Source organism: Streptococcus moroccensis, assembly GCF_030812835.1.
In the GTDB taxonomy this organism is placed as follows: Bacteria; Bacillota; Bacilli; order Lactobacillales; family Streptococcaceae; genus Streptococcus; species Streptococcus moroccensis.
The window spans coordinates 109,130-131,799 of sequence record NZ_JAUSTM010000003.1; the positions used below are offsets into that span (position 1 = coordinate 109,130).

Annotated in this window: 21 protein-coding genes and 1 tRNA gene; 17 read left to right on the forward strand and 5 right to left on the reverse strand. The window is 42.9% G+C overall.

Going from position 1 to position 22,670, the window contains the following annotated elements:
* Positions 1-143 precede the first annotated feature (143 nt).
* From J2S23_RS02245 to ilvD, 3 genes are all read left to right on the forward strand, one after another.
* Entirely contained in the window at positions 144-1,001 is an 858-nt protein-coding gene (locus J2S23_RS02245; protein ID WP_307121144.1) for a VOC family protein, read from the forward strand.
* Between the two features lie 178 nt (positions 1,002-1,179).
* Positions 1,180-1,252: transfer RNA gene (locus J2S23_RS02250), tRNA-Ala, on the forward strand.
* 272 nt (positions 1,253-1,524) lie between these two features.
* Positions 1,525-3,225, forward strand: a complete 1,701-nt coding sequence (ilvD, locus tag J2S23_RS02255; RefSeq protein ID WP_307121145.1) for a dihydroxy-acid dehydratase — start codon at positions 1,525-1,527, stop codon at positions 3,223-3,225.
* Between the two features lie 77 nt (positions 3,226-3,302).
* On the opposite strand, the gene J2S23_RS02260 is transcribed toward ilvD, so the two are convergent.
* From J2S23_RS02260 to murT, 3 genes are all read right to left on the reverse strand, one after another.
* Positions 3,303-3,644, reverse strand: coding sequence for a metal-sulfur cluster assembly factor (locus J2S23_RS02260; protein ID WP_307121146.1), 342 nt, complete (start codon positions 3,642-3,644; stop codon positions 3,303-3,305).
* A 165-nt stretch (positions 3,645-3,809) separates the two neighbouring features.
* Positions 3,810-4,601, reverse strand: a complete 792-nt coding sequence (gene gatD / locus J2S23_RS02265; RefSeq protein ID WP_307121147.1) for a lipid II isoglutaminyl synthase subunit GatD — start codon at positions 4,599-4,601, stop codon at positions 3,810-3,812.
* On the reverse strand, positions 4,601-5,944 hold the full coding sequence (gene murT / locus J2S23_RS02270; RefSeq protein WP_307121148.1) for a lipid II isoglutaminyl synthase subunit MurT: 1,344 nt from the start codon (positions 5,942-5,944) through the stop codon (positions 4,601-4,603). The genes gatD and murT overlap by 1 nt, the downstream gene beginning before the upstream one ends.
* Before the next feature lie 108 nt (positions 5,945-6,052).
* On the opposite strand from murT, the gene cdaA reads away from it, so the two are divergent.
* The 9 genes from cdaA (at position 6,053) to J2S23_RS02315 (ending at position 14,264) form a co-directional block, all read left to right on the forward strand.
* Positions 6,053-6,910, forward strand: coding sequence for a diadenylate cyclase CdaA (gene cdaA, locus J2S23_RS02275; RefSeq protein ID WP_307121149.1), 858 nt, complete (start codon positions 6,053-6,055; stop codon positions 6,908-6,910).
* Between the two features lie 9 nt (positions 6,911-6,919).
* Positions 6,920-7,615: a CdaR family protein gene (locus J2S23_RS02280; protein ID WP_307121150.1), complete on the forward strand. Its 696-nt coding sequence runs from the start codon at positions 6,920-6,922 to the stop codon at positions 7,613-7,615.
* A 113-nt stretch (positions 7,616-7,728) separates the two neighbouring features.
* Positions 7,729-9,081 carry a phosphoglucosamine mutase gene (glmM, locus tag J2S23_RS02285; protein WP_307121151.1) on the forward strand — a complete coding sequence of 451 codons (1,353 nt, stop codon included), beginning with the start codon at positions 7,729-7,731 and terminating at the stop codon, positions 9,079-9,081.
* A 224-nt stretch (positions 9,082-9,305) separates the two neighbouring features.
* Positions 9,306-9,434: a DUF4044 domain-containing protein gene (locus tag J2S23_RS02290; RefSeq protein WP_307121152.1), complete on the forward strand. Its 129-nt coding sequence runs from the start codon at positions 9,306-9,308 to the stop codon at positions 9,432-9,434.
* Between the two features lie 95 nt (positions 9,435-9,529).
* On the forward strand, positions 9,530-10,843 hold the full coding sequence (gene obgE / locus J2S23_RS02295) for a GTPase ObgE (protein ID WP_307121153.1): 1,314 nt from the start codon (positions 9,530-9,532) through the stop codon (positions 10,841-10,843).
* 95 nt (positions 10,844-10,938) lie between these two features.
* Positions 10,939-11,544, forward strand: coding sequence for a tetratricopeptide repeat protein (locus tag J2S23_RS02300; protein ID WP_307121154.1), 606 nt, complete (start codon positions 10,939-10,941; stop codon positions 11,542-11,544).
* A 27-nt stretch (positions 11,545-11,571) separates the two neighbouring features.
* A complete protein-coding gene (locus tag J2S23_RS02305) occupies positions 11,572-12,183 on the forward strand; it encodes a DUF1349 domain-containing protein (RefSeq protein WP_307121155.1) in 612 nt (203 codons plus the stop codon).
* Positions 12,184-12,209: 26 nt separating this feature from the next.
* Positions 12,210-12,371 carry a hypothetical protein gene (locus J2S23_RS02310; RefSeq protein WP_307121156.1) on the forward strand — a complete coding sequence of 54 codons (162 nt, stop codon included), beginning with the start codon at positions 12,210-12,212 and terminating at the stop codon, positions 12,369-12,371.
* Positions 12,372-12,482: 111 nt separating this feature from the next.
* Positions 12,483-14,264 carry a glycerophosphoryl diester phosphodiesterase membrane domain-containing protein gene (locus tag J2S23_RS02315; RefSeq protein WP_307121157.1) on the forward strand — a complete coding sequence of 594 codons (1,782 nt, stop codon included), beginning with the start codon at positions 12,483-12,485 and terminating at the stop codon, positions 14,262-14,264.
* Positions 14,265-14,527: 263 nt separating this feature from the next.
* Here J2S23_RS02315 and J2S23_RS02320 read toward each other — a convergent pair whose 3' ends face one another.
* Positions 14,528-15,268, reverse strand: a complete 741-nt coding sequence (locus tag J2S23_RS02320; protein ID WP_307121158.1) for an amino acid ABC transporter ATP-binding protein — start codon at positions 15,266-15,268, stop codon at positions 14,528-14,530.
* Entirely contained in the window at positions 15,268-17,460 is a 2,193-nt protein-coding gene (locus tag J2S23_RS02325) for an ABC transporter substrate-binding protein/permease (RefSeq protein WP_307121159.1), read from the reverse strand. The genes J2S23_RS02320 and J2S23_RS02325 overlap by 1 nt, the downstream gene beginning before the upstream one ends.
* A 235-nt stretch (positions 17,461-17,695) precedes the next feature.
* On the opposite strand from J2S23_RS02325, the gene J2S23_RS02330 reads away from it, so the two are divergent.
* The 5 genes from J2S23_RS02330 (at position 17,696) to J2S23_RS02350 (ending at position 22,668) form a co-directional block, all read left to right on the forward strand.
* Entirely contained in the window at positions 17,696-18,016 is a 321-nt protein-coding gene (locus J2S23_RS02330; protein WP_307121160.1) for a putative heavy metal-binding protein, read from the forward strand.
* Positions 18,017-18,073: 57 nt separating this feature from the next.
* Positions 18,074-20,062, forward strand: a complete 1,989-nt coding sequence (uvrB, locus tag J2S23_RS02335) for an excinuclease ABC subunit UvrB (RefSeq protein ID WP_307121161.1) — start codon at positions 18,074-18,076, stop codon at positions 20,060-20,062.
* Between the two features lie 31 nt (positions 20,063-20,093).
* Positions 20,094-20,570, forward strand: coding sequence for an NUDIX domain-containing protein (locus J2S23_RS02340; protein WP_307121162.1), 477 nt, complete (start codon positions 20,094-20,096; stop codon positions 20,568-20,570).
* Between the two features lie 35 nt (positions 20,571-20,605).
* Positions 20,606-21,205 (forward strand): HD domain-containing protein, encoded by a 600-nt coding sequence (locus tag J2S23_RS02345; protein WP_307121163.1) that lies wholly within the window; start codon positions 20,606-20,608, stop codon positions 21,203-21,205.
* 503 nt (positions 21,206-21,708) lie between these two features.
* Complete coding sequence (locus tag J2S23_RS02350) at positions 21,709-22,668, forward strand: ABC transporter substrate-binding protein (protein ID WP_307121164.1); 960 nt, start codon at positions 21,709-21,711, stop codon at positions 22,666-22,668.
* Positions 22,669-22,670 lie beyond the last annotated feature (2 nt).

The window sequence follows — 22,670 nt, forward strand, 5'->3', positions numbered from 1 at the left end:
TTGGAAGCCCTAAAACGCTTACTAGGCAATCGTTAGAGGCCGTCCTAATCAACTGTCCCACTCTCTTTTTGAGTCTAATAATTAGCTATTTTGAGAGAAAAAGAGTATACTTTTTATATCAATAATTAGTGAGAACACAAATAATGAATACGTTATATCCTTACGAAGCCCATTTTGAACTGGGAGTCGTCGCTTTAAATGTTGCTGATTTGAACAAGCAAAAGCTTTTTTATGAGCAAGTTTTAGGGCTGACAGTCCTCGAAGATAGTTCGGACAAGGTTGTCCTTGGAGTGGCTGATCGCCCCTTGGTTGAGCTGATTCAAGTGTCAGACCTCACCCCGATATCAGCCAGCTATGGCCTCTATCACTTGGCCATTTTGCTTCCTGACCGCACGAGTCTCGGCACCTTATTTCGGCATTTCCTCAAACATCAGGTCCCCCTTATCGGAGCTAGCAATCATGGTTACAGTGAAGCCATTTACCTAGAAGACACAGAAGGCAATGGCATCGAGGTCTATCGTGACAGGGCTTTTGAGAAATGGGATGTTCGTGAAGATGGGCAGATTCTCGGTGTGACCGAGGAGATGGATGCTCAGGCTGTCTATGACGCTGGGACAGATACAGCAGGTCCCTACAGAATCCCTGTCGGGACGACCATGGGCCATGTCCACCTCAGTGTACGTCATAGCCAGGAAAGTTCGTCAGCCTATCAGACCGTTTTGGGCATGACCGCTAAATTCGCCATGCCAACTGGAGCTTGGCTTTCTTCTGGTCGCTACCACCATCATCTGGCAGTCAATGAGTGGGCTGGCCAAAAACTTTCCGACCGCAAACCAGGCCAACTCGGCCTTGTCTATTTTACCCTGAAGGTGTCTAACCCAATGGTCTATAAAGGCATACTAAAACAGGCTGAAGACCAAGGTTGGCAGATTGAGCTGGGGTTAGGGCAAGCAGAATTAACGGATTCAAATGGTATTGTGACTCGAGTGCGTCTAGACTAGTGAACTTAGCATCCATAACCGGGTGCTTTTTTAGCTAGACAAGATATTAATTTTTCGATATAATGATACCGTTAACTGTGTGGCTATGTACTAAGGTGAACGCGGGTCAGGGCCAGCGGACATGAGATGCTCCATGTTCCCATAATGTTAACTGTTCACTAGTGCTAATTTATGAATTGGGGCCTTAGCTCAGCTGGGAGAGCGTTTGGCTGGCAGCCAAAAGGTCAGGGGTTCGATCCCCCTAGGTTCCATCTTTACTTCCGCTCGTTTCGGGTGGTTACCGCTAGCGTTGATTTATCAACGTTTTTTTCTTTAAGTTTGATTAAGGAAAAAAAGAGCACGAATAAAGTAGATGTCAGAATATTTGCCAAAATTCAGAAAATAACTGCTAAAATTGTCTTTTTGACTGCCAAATTTTCCTGAAGTTTGGTATAATGAGACTAGATGAATGAGATAAATAACAGATGAGCTAAATGCTCTTAATGTTTAGTTCCGTTATCAGAGAAGGTAAAGGGGTGTAAGAATGACAAATGATATGAAACAACGAAGTCAAATTTATAATGGGATGGTTAAGTCTCCGAACCGTGCCATGTTGCGGGCAACCGGCATGACTGATAGTGATTTTGAAAAGCCAATTGTCGGTGTTATTTCGACTTGGGCAGAAAATACTCCTTGTAACATTCACCTTCATGATTTTGGTAAAATCGTCAAAAAAGGGGTTCAAGATGCTAATGCTTGGCCTGTCCAATATGGTACCATTACTGTCGCAGATGGGATCGCTATGGGAACACCTGGTATGCGTTTTTCCCTACCATCACGGGATATTATTGCCGATTCGGTTGAAGCCGCTATGGGTGGCCATAATGTGGATGCCTTTGTGGCCATTGGTGGCTGCGATAAAAACATGCCTGGATCAGTTATGGCTATGGCCAATATGGATATTCCTGCTATCTTTGCTTATGGTGGAACCATTGCTCCAGGAAATCTCAATGGAAAAGACATTGACCTTGTATCGGTCTTTGAAGGGATTGGGAAATGGAATAATGGTGATTTAACAGAAGAAGAAGTGCGTCAAATCGAATGCAATGCCTGCCCTGGACCTGGAGGGTGTGGGGGCATGTATACTGCTAATACGATGGCGACAGCGATTGAAGTGCTCGGTTTGAGTTTGCCGGGTTCTTCTTCTCACCCAGCCGAATCTGCAGAAAAACACGCAGACATTGAAGAAGCTGGGCGTGCGGTTGTTAAAATGCTTGAACTTGGCATTAAACCATCAGATATTTTGACCCGTGAAGCGTTTGAAGATGCGATTACAGTTACTATGGCCCTAGGTGGCTCTACCAACGCTACTTTGCATCTCTTGGCCATTGCTCATGCGGCTAACGTGGACCTTGCCTTGGAAGACTTTAATGACTTTCAAGAGCGCGTGCCTCACTTGGCTGACCTAAAACCTTCTGGTCAATATGTTTTCCAAGATTTGTATGAGGTTGGTGGTGTGCCAGCCGTGATGAAATACTTGCTGAAAAATGGCTTCCTACATGGTGACCGCATTACCTGTACCGGTAAAACTGTCGCTGAAAACTTGGAGGATTTTGCTGATTTGACACCTGGGCAAAAGGTGATCATGCCTCTTGACAATCCAAAACGTGCGGATGGTCCATTGATTATCCTTAAAGGAAACTTGGCACCAGATGGTGCAGTCGCTAAAGTTTCTGGTGTGAAAGTTCGAAACCACACAGGTCCTGCCAAAGTTTTTGATTCTGAAGAAGCTGCTATTGATGCGGTGCTTTCAGATGATATTGTCGATGGGGATGTGGTGGTCGTTCGCTATGTGGGGCCTAAAGGTGGCCCAGGTATGCCTGAGATGCTTTCTCTGTCTTCGATGATTGTCGGGAAAGGGCAGGGCGATAAAGTCGCTCTCTTGACCGACGGGCGCTTCTCTGGTGGAACGTATGGTCTAGTTGTCGGTCATATCGCTCCTGAAGCTCAAGACGGAGGTCCAATTGCCTACCTCAAAACTGGTGATTTAGTCACTGTCGATCAAGACACTAAGGAAATTACCATGCATGTGTCTGACCAAGAAATCGAAGCGCGGAAGAAAACAACTGTCATTCCGCCACTCTATCAGAGAGGTGTTCTTGGCAAATACGCTCATACCGTTTCCTCTGCTGCAAAAGGAGCAGTAACAGACTTTTGGAATACCGAACGTTCTGGCAAAAAATAAAGATAAAAAGGCCTTCACATTGAGGGCCTTTTAGAGTGGTCATAAAGTAAGACAGCAGGTCATCATTAATACTGCTCTTATCTGGGACTAATGCCTAGAGCGATACGTCCATAGCGGCTGATGCGAGTCATTTTCCAAACGGGTGACCATACGATTTCAACCTTAACCTTTTCAATTTCTTCAATTTCAAGGAGTGATGCAATAATTTCATCCGGAAGTGTATCAGCACAAGAACATCCCATGTCAGTAAAGGTCATGACAAAATGACAGGTGCCATCTTCATCGAGAGTAATTTCATAGATGAGCCCTAAATTATAGATATCAAGTTCGATATCTGGATCATAAATGGTTTCTAATTTTTCAATGAGTTTGGGACTAATAGCAGCCGCGCGTTCATTGAGTTTGATATCGTCTCTCATCTGTCATTCCTCGATTCAACACTTTTTTCTGAAAATTATAACAGTTTCTTTTCCATATTTCAAGGAAAAAAAGAACTAGTCCAAACTCTTAAAAAGTAGAAATCGCCTATTCTCATTTTGAAAGGGAGTCTTCCAAAATTCGAGACAGAAAAAGCCAGGGTATATTTACGACTGGCTCATTTCTGCTTTTGATTTGATATCTTTATATTCTTCAGGTGTTTCTAGACTTAATATATCATCATATGTTGCTAAGGCAATATCCTGACCATAAGTCTTTCGAAGTGCTGTTGTTACCAGGCGATAGGCGAGATTGGCGTTTCGAGAGAGTATCGGTCCATGGAAGTAAGAGCCAAATACATTTTTATAGTGTAGACCTTCCGTTTGATCTTCCCCATTATTGCCATTGCCATAGACAACTCGCCCCAGAGGCTTTTCGTCTTCACTTAAAAAGGTTCGACCTTGATGGTTTTCAAAACCGTAATAGGTTTCATTAAAGGTTTCATTTTCAATTTTAATATCTCCAATGAAGCGGTTGTTTTCTTGGTTGAGGGTATAATGGCCTAGAATCCCAAGACCATCAATTTTTCGGCCGCCAGCTTCGATATAATATTGACCCAATAACTGATAGCCACCACAGATGGCTAAAAGAACACCGTCGTTATGAATATAAGTTTCCAGAGATTGGCGTTTGCGAGGCAAATCCTTGGCAATAATCGATTGTTCATAATCCTGGCCACCACCAAAGAAAATCAACTGGTAGTCCTCTGGAATAAGCTCATCTCCCATGGAGACAATATCAACAGTAACTCTGGCTCCTAATTTTTCAGCCACATATTTGAGCATGAGGACATTACCGTTATCGCCATAAGTGTTCATCAGGTCACCATAGAGGTGAGCGATGCGAAGCTCATAGGAATAGTCACGGTCGGTTGGACTTTGTAAAGATACGTATACCATTATTTCATCTCCTTTCCGACAGCGTGGCGTTGTGCTAAGATTTCCCTTAACTGGAGCATAGCTGTATAAGTTGCGAGAATGTAGGCATGCTCTGTTTCTTGTTGCTCGATTGCATCAAGAACAGCCTCCAATGCGTCTAACTCTTTAATTTGAGTTTCTGGATAGCCTGAGACACGTAAACGACGGGCGATTTCAGAATGGCGAATGCCTCCGGCATAGATGTGAGGGATTGGCATCTCTGTGATCTTTTCAAAGTTAGCATCCCAAATCCAACTGGTGTCAATGCCGTCAGCATAATTAGCATTTAGCAAGACAGATAAGCTGAAATCATAGGGGGCTAGGGCAATTGTTTCTAATGCTTGATTAGCACCAACTGGGTTTTTGATCAACACCAAGGTACATGATTTATTTCCAAGAGTAAATGTTTCCTGGCGACCAAAAACAGCGCGGCTCTTTTCAAAGCCTTTCTTAATGGCAGCAGGAGCTACACCGAAATGTTTAGCGACAGAAACAGCAGCAAGGGCATTGTAGATGTTGTAAATGCCTCCTACGTTAATCTGATAGTCTTGGTGATCGATGGTGAAACGGCTACTTGTATTGGTTAACTCGGTGAGTTCATTTAAGGCATAATCCAGTTGTGGGCGTTTAAAGCCACATTCCAAACAAATATAACTCCCTAAATTGGCATAGGTGTTCATCTTGAAGTGGATGATGTGCTGACATCGAGGACAGAGAACACCCTCTGTATTGTAGTGGGCCAGTTGAGGAGTACCTTCTGGCGTTTCAAATCCATAATACTTAACAGGGTTGACCAATTCTTTGGAATGAAAGAGAGGGCTATCTCCATTTAGAAGGACGGTGGCTTCGGGCGCTTTAGCAGCACCATCTATGATCATTTGGTAGGTTGAGTAGATTTCCCCATATCGGTCCATTTGATCACGGAAGATATTGGTAAACACAAAGAGACTCGGTTTGAGAAATTCAGTCACCTTTGGCAAACTAGCCTCATCGATCTCCAAAACAGCAATTTTACGGTTGTTTTTGGTTTTTGGAGCATTTAAAAAAGCGGCAACAATACCAGTAATCATGTTAGCGCCGGACGTATTGGTCAAAACCGCACCAAAAGCTTCTTCTAAGATTCCAACGGTTAGTGCTGTTGTGAGGGTTTTACCATTGGTACCAGTCACGACAACAACCTCATAATCTTTAGCCAGCGTTTCTAAAACCTGAGCATCTATAGCAAGCGCTATTTTTCCAGGGAGAGTTGAGCCTCGCCCCATTTTTTGAAGCACCCATTGGCTGGCTTTACCAGCTAGGATGCTAATTGCAGTATTTAATTTCATAAAGACATTTTACCATATTTTCTCGTATCATTCATCTGGAAAAAATGATATAATGGAGAAGAGTCATTTTTTGACAGGGTAGTCTTGAAAGCGTAAAAGGGAGTAGGCATGAGTTTCACACAGTTGTTGCAATTTAGTAATCAGTTTTGGCAAAGTTTGGTCGCAGATCCGTGGCGAATCGTTATCAATAGTCTCGATATTTTCTTGGTAACGGCTTTGATGTATATGTGTATCAAGGCCTTGTCAGGAACGCGCGTCATGACCTTGCTTCGAGGCGTAGCGTTGTTTGTTATGGCTCAATTAGCAGCAACTTTTTTAGGCTTTCAGACCATTTCCTTTATTTTAAATCAAATCTTCACTTATGGGGTTATCGCAGCAGTTGTCATCTTCGCCCCTGAAATCCGTTCTGCTCTGGAAAAACTTGGTCGCTCTGCAACGTTATTTGCTTCGACCAACACGTTAAGTGATGAAGAACGTCTCATCTCGTCTTTCTTGAAAGCTACGGATTACATGTGCCCTCGTAAGATTGGCGCCTTGGTGAGTGTTGAAGGGACGCAGAGTTTAAAAGAATTTATCAGTACTGGAATTCCACTGGATGCAGATATTTCTAGTGAATTACTGATTAACATCTTTATTCCCAATACACCTTTGCATGATGGAGCAGTCATCGTTCGTGATAATAAAATCGCCGTTTCATGTGCCTATCTCCCCTTAACAGAATCAACATCTATCTCAAAAGAATTCGGCACACGCCACAGAGCTGCAATCGGTCTTTCAGAACAAACAGATGCTTTTACTTTTATTGTTTCTGAAGAAACGGGTAGCATCTCAGTCACACATAACGGAGTATTTAAGCATGATTTAACACGAGAAGAATTTAAAGCTGAATTGCAACGTGTTTTTATTTCAGAAGAAGCAACCAAGGCTAAATCAAAGAAATGGTTTGCATTTTGGGAAGGAAAGTAGGGATTGACAATGAACGATAAAAAACAGAATATTTTCTTTTTGCTTGTGTCTTTCATTATTGCGATGTTTCTCTTTTTGTACGCTTCAGCCAGTAGTTTTCAAACTTCTACAGCGGCTAAGGTCGTGAATTCGGAAACATTTACCAACACTATCTATAATGTCCCGATTAATCTCAATTATGATAATTCCGAGTATTTTGTTTCAGGGTTTACCTCTGATGTGACGGTTCAAATAACCTCTTCTAACCGTGTAACGCTTCAAAAAGAGAGTCAAGAAGCAACCCGCTCTTTTGTGGTGACAGCAGATTTTACAGACTTGGAGTCTGGGACTCATGATATTCCCTTAAAATTAGAAAACTTACCTTCAGGGATCAATGCCTCTGTCACGCCATCTACCATTACCGCCAAAATCGGTAAAAGGGTTAGTAAGGTCGTGAAGGTTGAAGCGGAAATTAATGAAGAACAGATAGGTGAAGGTGTTGAGATTGATACCGCAACTGTAAAAGACACTAAGGTAACGGTTGTGACGGACGAGGATACGATGTCTAAAATTGACCATGTCGCTGCTATTTTACCAGATGGAACAACCATTACAGATAACTATACTGGAACCATTACCTTGCAGGCAGTCGATGAAAGTGGTAACTACCTCCCAGCGGTTATTGACCCTGAAGAAACAACGTTAACAATAAAAGTTAAGAGTTAAGTTAAAGAATTGTTATGATATTGTTAGACTGTATCTGTTTTGTCTCTTTTACAGTCACAATAGTGTGATATAATCAAAAAACAAACCATATTTAGAAGGAAATAAAAAATAAAATGGGTAAATACTTTGGAACAGATGGTGTTCGTGGAGAAGCAAATGTTGAATTAACTCCTGAATTGACCTTTAAATTAGGCCGTTTTGGTGGCTATGTTCTAAGTCAACATGAAGAAGGACAACCACGCGTATTTGTAGCGCGTGATACCCGTATCTCGGGTGAAATGCTTGAATCTGCCCTAATTGCAGGGCTCTTATCAGCAGGGATTCAGGTATATACCTTAGGCGTTATTGCAACTCCAGGCGTGGCCCATCTGGTTCGCACGGAGAAAGCGAGTGCTGGGGTTATGATCTCAGCCAGTCATAATCCTGCACAGGATAACGGCATTAAATTTTTCGGTGCAGATGGTTTTAAATTGGATGATGACCGTGAAGCTGAGATTGAGGCTTTGTTGGATGCGACAGAGGACACTTTGCCACGTCCAAGTGCTCAAGGTTTAGGTACCTTAGTGGATTACCCAGAGGGGCTTCGGAAATACCAAGAGTATCTCAAATCAATTGGTAGTGACCTAGAAGGGATGACAGTTGCTCTTGATACAGCAAATGGAGCTGCCTATAAGAGTGCTCGTCATGTCTTTGCCGACCTCAATGCTGGTATTGCTGTCATTGGAGATAAACCCGATGGCCTTAACATCAATGATGGTATCGGCTCAACCCATCCAGAAGCATTGCAAGCTTTAGTAAAAGAGAAGAATGCAGACCTTGGACTAGCTTTTGATGGCGATGCAGACCGACTGATTGCGGTTGATGAAAATGGGGACCTAGTTGATGGTGATCGCATCATGTTCATCATTGGTAAGTATCTGTCTGAGCAAGGTCAATTGGCAAAAAATACCATTGTAACGACTGTTATGTCTAACCTCGGGTTCCACAAAGCTTTGGATGAGCAAGGCATTTCTAAAGCGGTAACTGCTGTTGGTGACCGTTATGTCGTCGAAGAAATGCGCAAAAATGGTTATAGTTTAGGTGGCGAGCAGTCTGGTCATGTCATTTTGATGGATTACAACACCACGGGTGATGGGCAATTGACAGCGGTCCAATTGACTAAGGTGATGAAAGAAACGGGTCTTAAGTTATCAGAATTGGCAGCACAGGTTACCATTTACCCTCAAAAATTAGTTAATATTCGCGTGGAAAATAGCATGAAAGATAAGGCTATGTCAGTTCCAGCAATTGCAGCTATCATTGACAAAATGGAAGCTGAAATGAACGGTAATGGTCGCATCCTTGTGCGGCCTAGCGGAACAGAACCTCTCTTACGTGTCATGGCAGAAGCACCTACAGACGAAGAAGTGAATTACTACGTTGATTCGATAGCTGAAGTTGTAAGAGCAGAGATCGGCTTGGATTAAAAGACAAATACTAAAGGCTGATGCAAGTGTCTCAGCTTTTATTTTATACTCAATTCGTTTTGAACGAAAAGTTTTTTATTTTCAAAGTCGTTTTATTCAGCTAGATAACTATCTTGTGGATTCTAGGGATAATGATTGAATAATCCCTAAAAACATGTTAGAATAAGGCTATTGTTAATTACCTGTCTTTATAACTGAGACAGTCCAGAATCAGGAGAAATATTATGGCTTTTGGAGAACAAAAGAAAAAGAAAACCCCATTTGAAATTTTAACCCTACTAGTTGTATTAGTAATGCTTGTCGCAATGGTATTTGGTGTCATTGTATCAGCTATTAGTGTCCTAACGCGTTAATTGAGAGAGTAACAGACTAAGAGGAGTGGGAAGAGTCGAGGTAAAACCTTCGTTTCGTCCTGCTCTCTTTTCAAATCAATAAAAAGGAAAAAAAGATGAGTATGTTTTTAGATACTGCCAAGATTTCAGTCAAGGCAGGTAAGGGTGGCGATGGCATGGTAGCTTTTCGTCGCGAAAAATATGTCCCAGACGGTGGTCCATGGGGCGGTGATGGCGGTAAAGGTGGATCGGTAATCTTTCAAGTTGACGAAGGACTCCGCACCTTGATGGATTTCCGTTACAATCGGAAATTCAAGGCCCAAGCCGGCGAAAAAGGGATGACCAAGGGAATGCACGGTCGTGGCGCCCAAGATTTAGTGATTCGAGTGCCTCAAGGAACGACCGTTCGAGATGCCGAGACAGGAAAGGTCTTGACCGACCTGGTTGAGAATGGTCAGGAATTTGTAGTGGCTAAAGGTGGCCGTGGTGGTCGAGGGAATATCCGCTTTGCGACGCCAAAGAATCCAGCACCAGAAATCGCAGAAAATGGAGAACCTGGTGAAGAACGGGAACTTCAGTTAGAATTGAAAATCTTGGCGGATGTGGGTCTCGTAGGGTTTCCATCTGTCGGGAAATCAACCTTGCTGAGTGTAGTGACAGCTGCCAAGCCTAAAATTGGTGCTTATCATTTTACGACCATCGTTCCAAACCTTGGGATGGTTCGGACCAAATCAGGGGATAGCTTTGCGATGGCTGACCTTCCAGGGTTGATTGAAGGAGCTTCACAAGGTGTCGGTCTTGGAACCCAGTTCCTTCGCCATATAGAGCGGACCCGGGTTATCCTCCACGTGATTGATATGTCAGGCAGTGAGGGACGTGATCCTTATGAGGATTACTTGGCCATCAATAATGAGTTGGAGACCTATAATCTCCGTCTCATGGAACGTCCGCAACTGATTGTCGCTAACAAGATGGATATGCCTGAAGCTGAGGAAAACCTTAAAGCCTTCAGGGAAAAACTAGCCGCCAACTATGATGAGTTTGACGAAGTCCCTCAAGTCTTTCCGATTTCAGGAATTGCTCACCAAGGCCTTGATGCGCTTCTAGAAGCGACAGCAGAGCTCCTGGCGGTGACCGATGAGTTCCTCCTTTATGATGAGTCTGACTTCCAGGAAGATGAAGTCTACTATGGCTTCCAAGACGATGAGCGTCCCTTTGACATTAGTCGTGATGATGATGCCGCTTGGGTGCTTTCAGGTGAGAAGATTGAAAAACTCTTTGTCATGACCAACATGGAGCGTGACGAGTCCATCATGAAGTTTGCCCGTCAACTGCGTGGTATGGGTGTCGATGAAGCCCTCCGCGAACGAGGCGCTAAAGATGGCGATATCGTCCGTTTGGGTACCTTTGAATTTGAGTTTGTGGATTAAGCTAGAGGTGCTTCTCGTTAAAAATGTGTCTGAAGAATTCTAGTAGCTGATAGTCAGTTGCCCTACCGTTATTGCTAGAACAAAGGAGATATGTCATGATAGAAGATATCTATTTAGCTTTTGATTTGATGGAAAAAGGACAGTTGCAGGAAGCGATCCATTGGTTAGACAACCTATCTGTTTCGGAAAATAGCTCAGAATATTATGATTATCTCTCTGCGTATGGCTATGTCTATACAGAGGTGAAGGAATTTTCCGAGGCCTACAGATCTTATGAGGCCTACTTAACAAAAGCTATTTCCGAAGGAAGTTTTCGACACCAACACATGGCCTATCATCAGCTGTGCATGGTTGCTCGTTTACAGAGAGATTACTCAAAGGCAAGAGCTTATTTGGCTCAAGAGGCTGAGATTATTCAAGACCATTTTGCAGAAGATGCTCAGGTTTGGGCGATTCATCTCTACGAAGTGGGCTATATTTCGTTTTTAATGGGTGAAACATCTGATGCAGAAAAGCAGATGTCAACTAGTTTAGACTTTGCCTTGCAGACTGATGACCTTATTGCCCAAGCTTGTGCTTACCGTGGTTTGGGAGAAATCCTGTCCAGTCGTTTTCATTTTGAAAAAGCAAAAGCCTTATTTCAACAAGCAGGTGACAGTATCGGTTGTCAGGAAATAGATGACTTGATGGCTAACTTATAGATAAGTAAGGAGAGGACACTAAATAAAATGTCATTTGATACGACTCGTTTAGCATGGATTCGTGAACCAAAAAATTACAGCGTTAAGGAAGATCGAATCGCTATTAGGACAGAACCCCATACAGATTTGTGGCAAAAGACTTATTATCGGTTTATCAATGATAATGCGCCGGTTCTTCAGATGACAACTAGTGAGCCTTATTTTAGTTTTGTTGTGAAAACATGTTTTGAAGATGCCCATACACGTTTTGACCAGTGTGGGATTGTCCTCTATTTGGATTCGGAAAATTGGTTAAAGGCTTCTGTTGAGTATGAAAACGACTCTTTTCAACACCTAGGAAGTGTCGTAACCAATCAAGGATTTTCGGACTGGGCTACTACACAAATCGATGCGCATGTCAAAGAAGTTTGGTATCGTCTCAGTAGACGAGAAGATGACTATCGGATTGAGTATTCTTTTGATGGCGAAGTGTTTCACCAAATGCGGATTTGTCATTTGGTGAAAGGAGACCAAGAGATTCAATTTGGTATCTATGCCTGTTCGCCAGAAGAATCTTCATTTACAGCAATTTTCTCAGAAATGGAAGTCATGGATTGCCAATGGCCAGCACACGATGGCCAAGCACCAAATATGGATTGATATCCAAATAGAAGAGAGGTATAACTATGGGAGATAAACCGATATCGTTTAAGGATAAAAATGGCAATTTTGTTTCAGCGGCCGATGTTTGGAATGCTGAAAAACTAGAAGAGCTCTTTAACCGTCTCAATCCCAACCGAAAATTTCGTTTGGAGAGAGAGAAAGCCTTAAAAGCTCAAGAAGACTAATCTTTTGTAAATTGACCCTAGGATTCGGTTGGATCCTAGGGTTTTTCTGTGATTTTCAAGCTAATTCTCATCGAAATTCTGGTATAATAGTAAAAATAGAAAGGGAGCGTTATGATTCGAGAAGTTGTTTCCCTCATTTGGGCGTCTGTTAAAAATATTTACCGCAATAAATACCGTTTTATCCTGACCAGTATCTTACTTCAGGTTTTTCTCATGACAGTTGGTCGCTACGGTCTAGCGACCCTGTTTCGTTTGGGTATCGAGTTATCGGGAGAAACGAGTCTCACTAAAGATAATTTTCTAACTATTTTGGGACAAACAGGATCTTTCCTCATTTTGGTCAGTTACATGGTTTTGCTGGCAGGCTTTATCTATCTTGAAATGATTTGCCTCGTCTACATGGTAACGAGTTCTCATCGCCATTATGAATTTCGAGATTTTGTTCGAGCGGGTTGGCGTCAATTGCTTTGGCTGTCGGGACCTCAGCTCCTAGTTTTTCTAGTCTATGTTGTTCTCATGATTCCTATCGGCAATTTGGGTTTAAGTTCAACCTTACTAGGGAATTTACAAATTCCAAACTTTATCATCGATGAACTCTCTAAGACGGGTTGGGGAACAATTCTCTTATACGCTTTTATGGCCGTCATTCTCTATTTGAACTTACGCTATATCTATTTTTTACCGTTAGCAGTTGTCAATAACGATACGCCTTTACATAATATGCGTCAAAGTTGGCAATTAACCAAACACCATCTGATGAAATTACTCTTGTCGGTAGGATTACTAACACTTGTCTTGACAGGACTTGGAGTTTTCATTGCTTTTCTCCTATCCCTCTTATTTGGCTTTATCGATGATTTTTGGGATAATTTAGCGTTGCAAACCTTATTTTATAGTTTGGTCAGGGGCCTGCTTTACCTAATAACTTTTTTAAATAAATTAGTTTTAATAGAGGTTTTGGTCAATCATTTGTTGAAATACGATGAAGAGCACCCAGATGTTCAATACGTCACTCTGGGTGAGAGTGATGCGAAGCCGTTTCGCTATCCTAAATGGAGCAAGGGTATTTTGTGGGTGACAGTGATTGTGGGGGTTATATTTAATGGTTCCCGACTTTACCTTATTGCTGCTAATCCTAATGTGCTCATGATTGCCCATAGAGGAGATGTGGCTAGAGGTGTTGAAAATTCTATCGAAGCGCTTGAAGGTGCAGCTGAGTCAGGGGCTGACTTGGTAGAGATGGATGTTGTTATGACTGCGGATAATGAGTTAGTGGTTATTCATGACGATGACCTTGGTCGACTGGCAGGTGTCGATTGGCAAGTCACAGAAAAAACCTTGGAAGAGCTGGAAGATTTAGAAATCAGTCAAGATCGTTTCACCAGTAAAATTGTCAGTTTTGAAACGTATTATAAAAAAGCAAAAGAGCTAAACCAGCCTTTGCTGATCGAACTAAAACTCTATGGAACAGAGCCAGATAATTATGTTGACATAATCCTTGAAAAATTACAGTCAGTTGGTCTGCGTGAAACAGATAAAGTTATGTCTCTTGATTTAGACATTATGGAAAAAATCGAACAAAAAGCCCCCGAAATTGTGACAGGGTATGTCATTCCCTTACAATTTGGGGATTTATCAGGATTTAATACAGATTTCTATGTATTAGAAGACACCTCTTACTCTGACTTTACCATGTGGGATGCCGAGCGACGTGGAAAGGATATCTATGTTTGGACTGTTAATGATGAAGAAATTATGGCTAACTACCTCCAAAGTCCAGTTAATGGGATTATAACTGATGAATTAGCTCTCTTCAAAACTGAACAAGCCAATCTAAAATCGGATGATGGGTATTTCGCCAGAGCTCTCAGATTATTAGCTTTACAAAAATAATTGATTTATGCATGAATGCATGTCAAGATCTGAAACAATCTTAGCTATTTCAATAGGGGAAGTCTCTCCTATTGAAAGTTTACTGCCCCAAAGTTGTCTGATTACGAAATCATTTATAGTAAAAATGGTTGATTCTAAAGAGTTCTATTCAAAAAGTTTGATTAATCAAACTTTGGAATTAAATGGAATTAATGTCCAGACAAATCGAAAACTACAAATAAGTCCCATTTCCATTCGGAAGTGGGGCTTTCTGAACGATTAAGTTAGACGTTGAGGACTTTATTAAGAAAATCTTGAAGACGAGGATGTTGAGGATTATCGAAAATTTGGTCTGGGGTGTTGTCTTCAAGGAATTCACCGCCATCAGTAAAGATCACTCGGTTAGCAACCTTGCGGGCAAAGCCCATTTCGTGGGTGACAATCAACATGGTCATGCCTTGTTCAGCGAGGTCCTTCATAACATTGAGAACGTCACCGACCATTTCAGGGTCTAAAGCTGAAGTTGGTTCGTCAAAGAGCATGATGTCTGGTTTCATGGCAAGAGCCCGAGCAATTGCGACACGTTGCTTTTGCCCCCCTGAGAGGCTATCTGGCATAGCATCGCGCTTGTCAGCCAATCCAACTTTATCGAGAAGCTCTGACGCATAGCTTTCGGCTTCTGCTTTTGACATGATTTTATGCTCAATGGGTGCAAAGGTGATATTATCCAAAACAGTCATATGCGGAAAGAGGTTGAAGTGCTGGAAGACCATACCGATGTTTTCCCTGACCTTATCAACTTTCGTGTCCTTATCTAGCAGGTCATAGCCGTTTACGATGATATGTCCGCTAGTAGCTTCTTCTAATAGGTTAAGACTGCGTAAGAAGGTCGACTTACCAGACCCGGAAGGACCAATAATGCAGACAACATCTCCCTCATAGAATTGGGTTGTAATCCCTTTAAGAACTTCATTGTCCCCGAAGTATTTATGCAAATCTTGGACATCAATCTTTAATGTTGCCATTACTTATTCCTCGTTTCTAAGCGTTTTGCCAATCGTGTCAATAGCGTAATAATAATCAAGTATAATACTGCTAGTATAGCATACATACGGAAGGATTGGTAGTTACGTGCAATGATGATCTTCCCTGTTTGGAAAAGTTCCACCAAACCGATGGCTGAGATGATCGTTGTGTCTTTAAGTGTAATGACAAATTGGTTGATAAAGTTCGGTAGCATAATTTTTCCTGCCTGAGGTAAAATGATACGCTGCATCGTCTTACCATAAGAAACCCCTAGGCTTCGACTGGCTTCCATCTGACCAGGTGGAACAGCCTCAATACCGCCTCGCACAATTTCTGCAATATAGGCACCGGAGTTGAGAGAGAGGGCGATAACCCCTGCGACGAAGTCATTGATAGGACTTTGTTGGCCAGTGACAGATTCAATCAAGTTGGGAATACCCCAGAAGATAAAGGCTGCAACAATCATAAGGGGAATGCCTCGAATCACGTCAACAAAGAGACTTGAAATCACGCGGAGTGCTTTGACAGGGCTAACAGCCATCATCCCAAAGATAATCCCAATGATGACTGCAATAGCAAAGGATAGCAAGGCTAAACCGAGCGTTACGCCTAGTCCCTTAAGGAGTTGGTTCCAGTTATTGCTAAGGAGTCCAGAAATCGTTGATTCGTCGACAGAACTCGCCTTTTCAGAACTCTGATTTTCAGATAGGTAGTTAGCTAAAATCGCATCGTACTCACCGGACTCAACCAGGGCTGCTAAACCATTATTAAACATTTCGATCAATTCTGGGTTGCTTCCTTTTTTGACAGCAAATCCATACTGTCCAATAGGGATACCCTTAATTGGAGTGGCTAAGTTTTGTCCCTGAGTCATGGCATATTTAACAACTGGCTCGTCATCCATAACAGCGACAACAGCACCAGTATTTAAGGAGTCGTACATACCTGATGCCTCAGCAAAGGTCTTAACAGTATAGCCATATTTATCTTTATTTTCATCGAGGAAGGCCTGTGAAGAAGTCCCGTTTTTGACACCAACAGTCTTTCCTTTGAGGTCTTCGTAGCTTGTGATGTCACTATCTTTTTGAACAGCTAAAATAGCATTAGCAGTAAAGTAGGCGTCTGAAAAATCAAAGGTTTCTTTACGAGCATCTGTAATAGACATACCAGCGATCATCCCATCTGCCTGACCAGATTGAATGGCGTTTAGGGCGGCATCAAAACCTGGGTTTTGAATCTCAATAGCAAAGCCTTGTTGCTCAGCGATGGCTTGGATTAGTTCCATGTCGATACCAACATAAGTGTTAGATTCATCTTGGAATTCAAAGGGGGCAAAGGACGAATCGCTGACAATTGTATAAACTGGTTTGATAGCAGTTGCCTTGGCGAGAGCATCACCTGTCAAACTAAGGCTACTAGAGAAGGTTGATGCCTCTGTTTCATCGTCACCAACCCATTCAGCGATGATAGCGTCATAGGTCCCATCAGCCTTCATTTCCTTGAGAGCTTTGTTAAAGTCTTCAACGAGTGATTCATGAGGGCCATCTTTTTTGACAGCAAACCCAAAGGAGCCGATATTTTCAGGCTCCATGTTGATGGCGAGGTCTTGACCTTGCTTAATAGCGTACTGAATGACAGGAGTATCGTCCATGGCAGCGTCTACTGCACCAGCTGCTAAACTGTTATACATTTCAGTTCCTGTATCAAAGGGTTTGATGGTATAACCGTATTTTTCCTTGTTTTCTTCAAGGAAGGTTTGAGAAACAGTCCCGTTTTTGACACCGACGGTTTTCCCTTTAAGGTCCTCGTAGCTTGATACGATTTTATTTCCGGCACTAGCAATGACAATGGATGTGTCAAAATAAGAATCAGAGAAAGTAAAGACTTTCTGGCGGGCTTCAGTAATGGTCATTCCGGCCATAATAGCATCCGCTTGTCCTGATTGCACGGCGTTGACTGCTGCATCAAAGCCTGGATAGGTATTATTGGTCGTCCATCCTGAACGCTTAGCGACTTCTTCGATAATGGCAACATCTATTCCCTTGTATGTTCCATCGGTGTCTTGGAATTCAAAAGGGGCATAGGTAGAGTCAAATACAATGTCAATCGTTTCAGCCTGAACAGTGTGTCCTGTCAACATGGTATAAAGGGGAAGTAAGGTTAGCAAGAGCGCTAAAAACTTTTTCTTCATTAGGAGTCTCCTTTGTAGTAGCAGTTGGTCAAATACTTTCATAGGTTAAAGATCTCTGAGCAACTCTCAAAAATATTTTTCCATTATACCAAATTCTGAAAATTTTTGCAAATCGAATATGTTAGATTATCTAACATATTAACAAAGAGAATTAAACAAAATTTATGGGTTTATTGTAGACCTTTGTTGATGAAAGGAATATAATGAAGAAAAAAGCAGTCGAAAGGAGCTTTATATGATTATTACAACATCTCAAACCATTGATGGCCGTCAGGTCACGGACTATAAGGGTATTGTTTTTGGTGAGGTCATTACAGGCATCAATGTTTTAAAGGATTTAGGAGCAGGTCTTCGCAACATTTTTGGTGGTCGCTCCGGCAGTTACGAGGGTGAGTTGACGGAAGCCAGGGAAACAGCTCTTAAAGAAATGGAAGATAGAGCCATAGCGCTAGGTGCTGATGCTGTTATTGCGGTTAAGATGGACTATGAAGTGCTTGGCGCTGACAATGGCATGCTCATGGTGACCTGTAGTGGCACGGCGGTTAAGTTGACATAGAAAAGTGGAGGCTGGTTTTCCAGCCTTTTCTCTCTGATTTTGTGGTAAAATAAGGCTATGATTGAAAGAAGAACAGATAAAGCATTTCGGCTTGTTTCCAAGTACGAGCCGTCCGGTGACCAGCCTCAAGCGATTGAGCAACTAGTCGATAATATCGAGGGTGGCGAGAAGGCCCAGATCCTCATGGGGGCAACAGGGACAGGAAAGACCTATACCATGAGTCAGGTTATCCAAAGGGTCAATAAACCTACTCTTGTTATTGCCCACAACAAGACACTTGCAGGCCAACTTTACGGGGAGTTCAAGGAATTTTTCCCAGACAATGCGGTCGAGTATTTTGTGTCCTACTATGACTACTACCAGCCTGAGGCTTATGTCCCGTCCTCTGATACCTTTATTGAGAAAGATAGCTCGGTCAATGATGAAATTGATAAATTGCGCCATTCGGCAACCTCTGCCCTCTTGGAACGCAACGATGTCATCGTAGTGGCCTCGGTTTCTTGTATCTATGGTTTGGGGTCGCCCAAGGAATACTCCGACAGCGTGGTCAGCCTGCGTCCTGGGCAAGAAATCTCCCGAGACGGGCTTTTGAATGCCCTTGTGGACATCCAGTTTGAGCGCAATGACATCGATTTCCAGCGGGGACGCTTTCGTGTTCGTGGGGATGTGGTTGAAGTCTTTCCAGCCAGTCGTGATGAACATGCCTTTCGGGTAGAGTTTTTCGGCGATGAGATTGACCGGATTCGGGAAATCGAGGCGTTGACAGGTCGCGTCCTAGGGGAAGTCAACCATCTCTCTATCTTCCCAGCTACACACTTTATGACCAATGCCGACCACATGGAAGTGGCCATTGCTAAGATTCAGGCAGAACTTGAGGACCAGCTCAAGGTCTTTGAGGCTGAAGGCAAACTCCTAGAAGCGCAACGCCTTAAACAGCGAACAGAGTATGACATAGAGATGCTTCGTGAGATGGGCTACACCAATGGCGTCGAGAACTACTCCCGCCACATGGATGGGCGGAGCGAGGGCGAGCCGCCTTATACTCTCCTAGACTTCTTCCCAGAGGACTTTTTGATCATGATTGATGAGAGTCACATGACCATGGGTCAGATCCGTGGGATGTATAATGGTGACCGCTCCCGCAAGCAGATGCTGGTGGATTATGGTTTTCGTTTGCCAAGCGCCCTTGACAACCGGCCGCTTCGTCGCGAAGAGTTTGAGAGCCATGTGCACCAGATTGTTTATGTGTCGGCGACGCCGGGTGATTATGAAAATGAACAGACAGATACCATTGTCGAACAAATCATTCGACCGACTGGGCTTTTGGACCCTGAAGTTGAAGTGCGTCCGACCCATGGCCAGATTGACGACCTGCTTGGTGAAATTACCAGCCGTTCGGAAAAAGGTGAGCGGACCTTTGTGACGACCCTAACCAAGAAGATGGCTGAGGATTTGACCGACTACTTCAAGGAGATGGGGGTCAAGGTCAAGTACATGCACTCGGATATTAAGACCTTGGAGCGGACTGAGATTATCCGTGACCTGCGTCTGGGCGTCTTCGATGTCCTCATAGGGATTAACCTTCTGCGGGAGGGGATTGACGTGCCTGAAGTCAGTCTGGTCGCTATTCTCGATGCAGACAAGGAAGGCTTCTTGCGCAATGAGCGTGGCCTTATCCAGACCATCGGTCGTGCTGCCCGTAACAGTGAAGGCCATGTCATCATGTATGCCGATAACATGACCCAGTCTATGCAGCGGGCTATGGATGAAACAGCGCGTCGTCGTGCCATCCAGATGGCTTATAATGAAAAGCACGGCATTACACCGCAGACCATCAAAAAGGACATTCGTGATTTGATTGCGGTGACCAAGACGGTGGATAAAGACAGCGTCGAGACACAGAACCCAGAAACCATGACCAAGAAGGAGCGTCAAGCTCTGATCAAGGAATTGGAAGGGCAGATGCAAGTAGCTGCAGGCTTGCTTGACTTTGAACTTGCTGCTCAAATTCGTGACATGGTCTTGGAATTAAGGGCTATGGGGTAGCTGTAAAACAAGAATATGTTAGGAGAACACCATGCCAACTCAACGCAACATGACCAGTCTCTACCTTACTCATGGTGAGGAGATTCTTCTTCTCTATCGTGAGGGCTCTCGGGTAGCCAATCATCTCTGGGTTGCCTCAGCAGGAGGACATCTTGAACAGGAGGAACTTAACCATGCCAAGAGAGGCGTCTTAAGAGAACTCCAAGAAGAGTTAGGTTTGTCGGAATCTGACCTAATGGGGTTACGTCTGCGCTATGTGACGCTTCGGCAAACAAAAGGAGAGATTCGGGTTATTTATTTCTTCTTTGCCGAATTGGTTGAGAAGATGTCACTAAAGTCTAATGAAGGCCAGCTCAAGTGGTTTTCCTTATCAGACTTGCATAATCTAGACATGCCCTTGACCGCTAAGCTCGTCTTGGAACATTATATAAAAACAGGTCGCTTTGACCAGAACCTTTATGGTGGGCTTACTGTCGGAGAAGTGTTTGTGGTAGAAGCGTTAGTGTAGATTCATTTAATAGAAAATCAGGAGGAACCCTATCAGTGAACCATTCTCCAAAAGAGTATCTATCGTTTTTCAAAGAAATAGAGTCTTTAAAAACTGTTCAGCGTCAAAATCAAACCATGGATGGCCGTTATGAAAATGCTGCCGAGCATTCTTGGCAACTAGCCATTATGGCTCCTCTGTTACAATCCTTTTTTCAGGATGACGTTAACCTAGAGACTGTGATGTTGATGCTTCTCATCCATGACATTGGAGAAATTGGTGCAGGAGACACCTCCGTTTTTGATGAAGAAGGAAAAGCCACTTCTTATCAGCGGGAGTTATTTTCTGTCCAACAAACACTAGGGTATTTGCCGGATGCTTCAAGATCAAATTTGTTGGCCCTGTGGAAAGAATTTGAAACAGGAACAAGTCCAGAAGCAAGGTATGCGAGAGTCATTGACGCCTTTGCACCGCTGATGAATCACTATTTTATAGCGCAGGACAATGATAATCCAGACGACTTGACGAAACAACAGGTTTTAGCCAAAAAAGCTTTTATTGAACAGGAGAGTCCAGACATTTGGCAACTTGTTTTAGAGTTAGTGGCTAAGAGTGTTGACAAAGGGCTGTACAGCGATGATGACTCTGAAAGCTAAGGCTATGTTTACAGAGCCTACTATATCTACTATATCTACTATATGTGAAATAAACCGAACAGACAGGTTGAGGAGAGCTGGTTAGATTCGGTTTGACTATGTTCATAATTTTTCAAAAAAATGTCAATTTATTCATAATCCCTTGACAAAAGGCTAAAAAAGTTTTATTATTTTACTAACTAAAATAAAATGAGAAATGGAGACAGTTAGATGTCAGTAACTTGTCAGATATCATCAGCGAATCGTTACTTTTACAGCTACTTTAGATAGTGTTTGTAGACATGTAACCCATGGATGCAAACACGAGAAACGTTCAGTTTGTATCTATGTGGCTGTCCTTATTTGGCAGGTGCTCACATGGATGAAAATCTAAATGGGCAACCACATCATCTGTTCTCCTAACACAGTTGTCAAGGACCATTTAGATTGACTCTAAATGGTCCTTATTTTTATACAGTGATTGCCTAACAGTCTTTTTCTTCATTAAAAAAAGGAGATAGAAAATGAAATTCCGTCGTATAGCCTTTATGGCTCTCAGTTTTATAGCTGTAACCAGTCTTGCAGCATGCAGCTCATCTGATCAAAATTCAGATCAAGTATCCATTGGAATCATCCAGTACGCAGAGCATGATGCTCTCTCAGCTGCGAAAGATGGTTTCCTTGAAGCTTTAAATGAAGGCGGTTATGAAGAAGGAACGAATCTAAAGGTAGATTTCCAGAATGCTCAAGGGGACCAAGCTAACCTGCAAACGATGGTTGAGCAATTGGCTGGGAAAAACGATGTCAACTTTGCCATTGCAACCCCTGCAGCCCAAGCCTTGTTAAATGTTGATGGAGAAACACCGTCTGTCTTCACAGCGGTTACGGATCCGGTATCAGCTGGATTGGTAGAAAGCATGGAAAACCCTGGTGGTAATATGACAGGGTCTATCGATGCTACAGATGTTGCAGGACAAATTGAGATGCTCTTAAAAGTGGTACCAGATGCCGAAACAGTTGGAATTTTTTACAATTCCAGTGAGGTAAACTCTGAGGTTCAAGCAAAAGAAGCTCAAGAAGCCCTTGAACAAGCGGGTGTTAAGGTGATTGTTAAAACCGTAACGACTACAAATGATGTTCAGCAAGTCATGACATCATTGGCAGGCCAAGTAGATGCTATCTACTTACCAACGGATAATACCGTCGCTTCAACAGCTGCGACGATTGGTGAAATTTTGATGGACAAAAAAGTCCCTGCTATTGGAAGTGATGAAGCCTATCTTGAAGGAGTTCTCTTTACTTACGGAGTTGATTACCATGCTATTGGAGTTCAAGCTGGTCAGCTAGCTTTGGACATCTTGGAAGGAAAAAATCCAGCAGATATTCCAGTTGAAAAGCCTGAGACAGCAAGCATTGCTGTTAACGAAGAAATGGCAGCTGTATTAGGCATTGAGCCAGATAGCATTAAAGCATTAAATAAATAGGA

Coding starts and splice junctions, on each gene's coding strand:
- J2S23_RS02245 (WP_307121144.1), top strand. CDS start 144: ATGAATACGTTATATCCTTACGAAGCCCATTTTGAACTGGGAGTCGTC.
- ilvD (WP_307121145.1), top strand. CDS start 1,525: ATGACAAATGATATGAAACAACGAAGTCAAATTTATAATGGGATGGTT.
- J2S23_RS02260 (WP_307121146.1), bottom strand. CDS start 3,644: ATGAGAGACGATATCAAACTCAATGAACGCGCGGCTGCTATTAGTCCC.
- gatD (WP_307121147.1), bottom strand. CDS start 4,601: ATGGTATACGTATCTTTACAAAGTCCAACCGACCGTGACTATTCCTAT.
- murT (WP_307121148.1), bottom strand. CDS start 5,944: ATGAAATTAAATACTGCAATTAGCATCCTAGCTGGTAAAGCCAGCCAA.
- cdaA (WP_307121149.1), top strand. CDS start 6,053: ATGAGTTTCACACAGTTGTTGCAATTTAGTAATCAGTTTTGGCAAAGT.
- J2S23_RS02280 (WP_307121150.1), top strand. CDS start 6,920: ATGAACGATAAAAAACAGAATATTTTCTTTTTGCTTGTGTCTTTCATT.
- glmM (WP_307121151.1), top strand. CDS start 7,729: ATGGGTAAATACTTTGGAACAGATGGTGTTCGTGGAGAAGCAAATGTT.
- J2S23_RS02290 (WP_307121152.1), top strand. CDS start 9,306: ATGGCTTTTGGAGAACAAAAGAAAAAGAAAACCCCATTTGAAATTTTA.
- obgE (WP_307121153.1), top strand. CDS start 9,530: ATGAGTATGTTTTTAGATACTGCCAAGATTTCAGTCAAGGCAGGTAAG.
- J2S23_RS02300 (WP_307121154.1), top strand. CDS start 10,939: ATGATAGAAGATATCTATTTAGCTTTTGATTTGATGGAAAAAGGACAG.
- J2S23_RS02305 (WP_307121155.1), top strand. CDS start 11,572: ATGTCATTTGATACGACTCGTTTAGCATGGATTCGTGAACCAAAAAAT.
- J2S23_RS02310 (WP_307121156.1), top strand. CDS start 12,210: ATGGGAGATAAACCGATATCGTTTAAGGATAAAAATGGCAATTTTGTT.
- J2S23_RS02315 (WP_307121157.1), top strand. CDS start 12,483: ATGATTCGAGAAGTTGTTTCCCTCATTTGGGCGTCTGTTAAAAATATT.
- J2S23_RS02320 (WP_307121158.1), bottom strand. CDS start 15,268: ATGGCAACATTAAAGATTGATGTCCAAGATTTGCATAAATACTTCGGG.
- J2S23_RS02325 (WP_307121159.1), bottom strand. CDS start 17,460: ATGAAGAAAAAGTTTTTAGCGCTCTTGCTAACCTTACTTCCCCTTTAT.
- J2S23_RS02330 (WP_307121160.1), top strand. CDS start 17,696: ATGATTATTACAACATCTCAAACCATTGATGGCCGTCAGGTCACGGAC.
- uvrB (WP_307121161.1), top strand. CDS start 18,074: ATGATTGAAAGAAGAACAGATAAAGCATTTCGGCTTGTTTCCAAGTAC.
- J2S23_RS02340 (WP_307121162.1), top strand. CDS start 20,094: ATGCCAACTCAACGCAACATGACCAGTCTCTACCTTACTCATGGTGAG.
- J2S23_RS02350 (WP_307121164.1), top strand. CDS start 21,709: ATGAAATTCCGTCGTATAGCCTTTATGGCTCTCAGTTTTATAGCTGTA.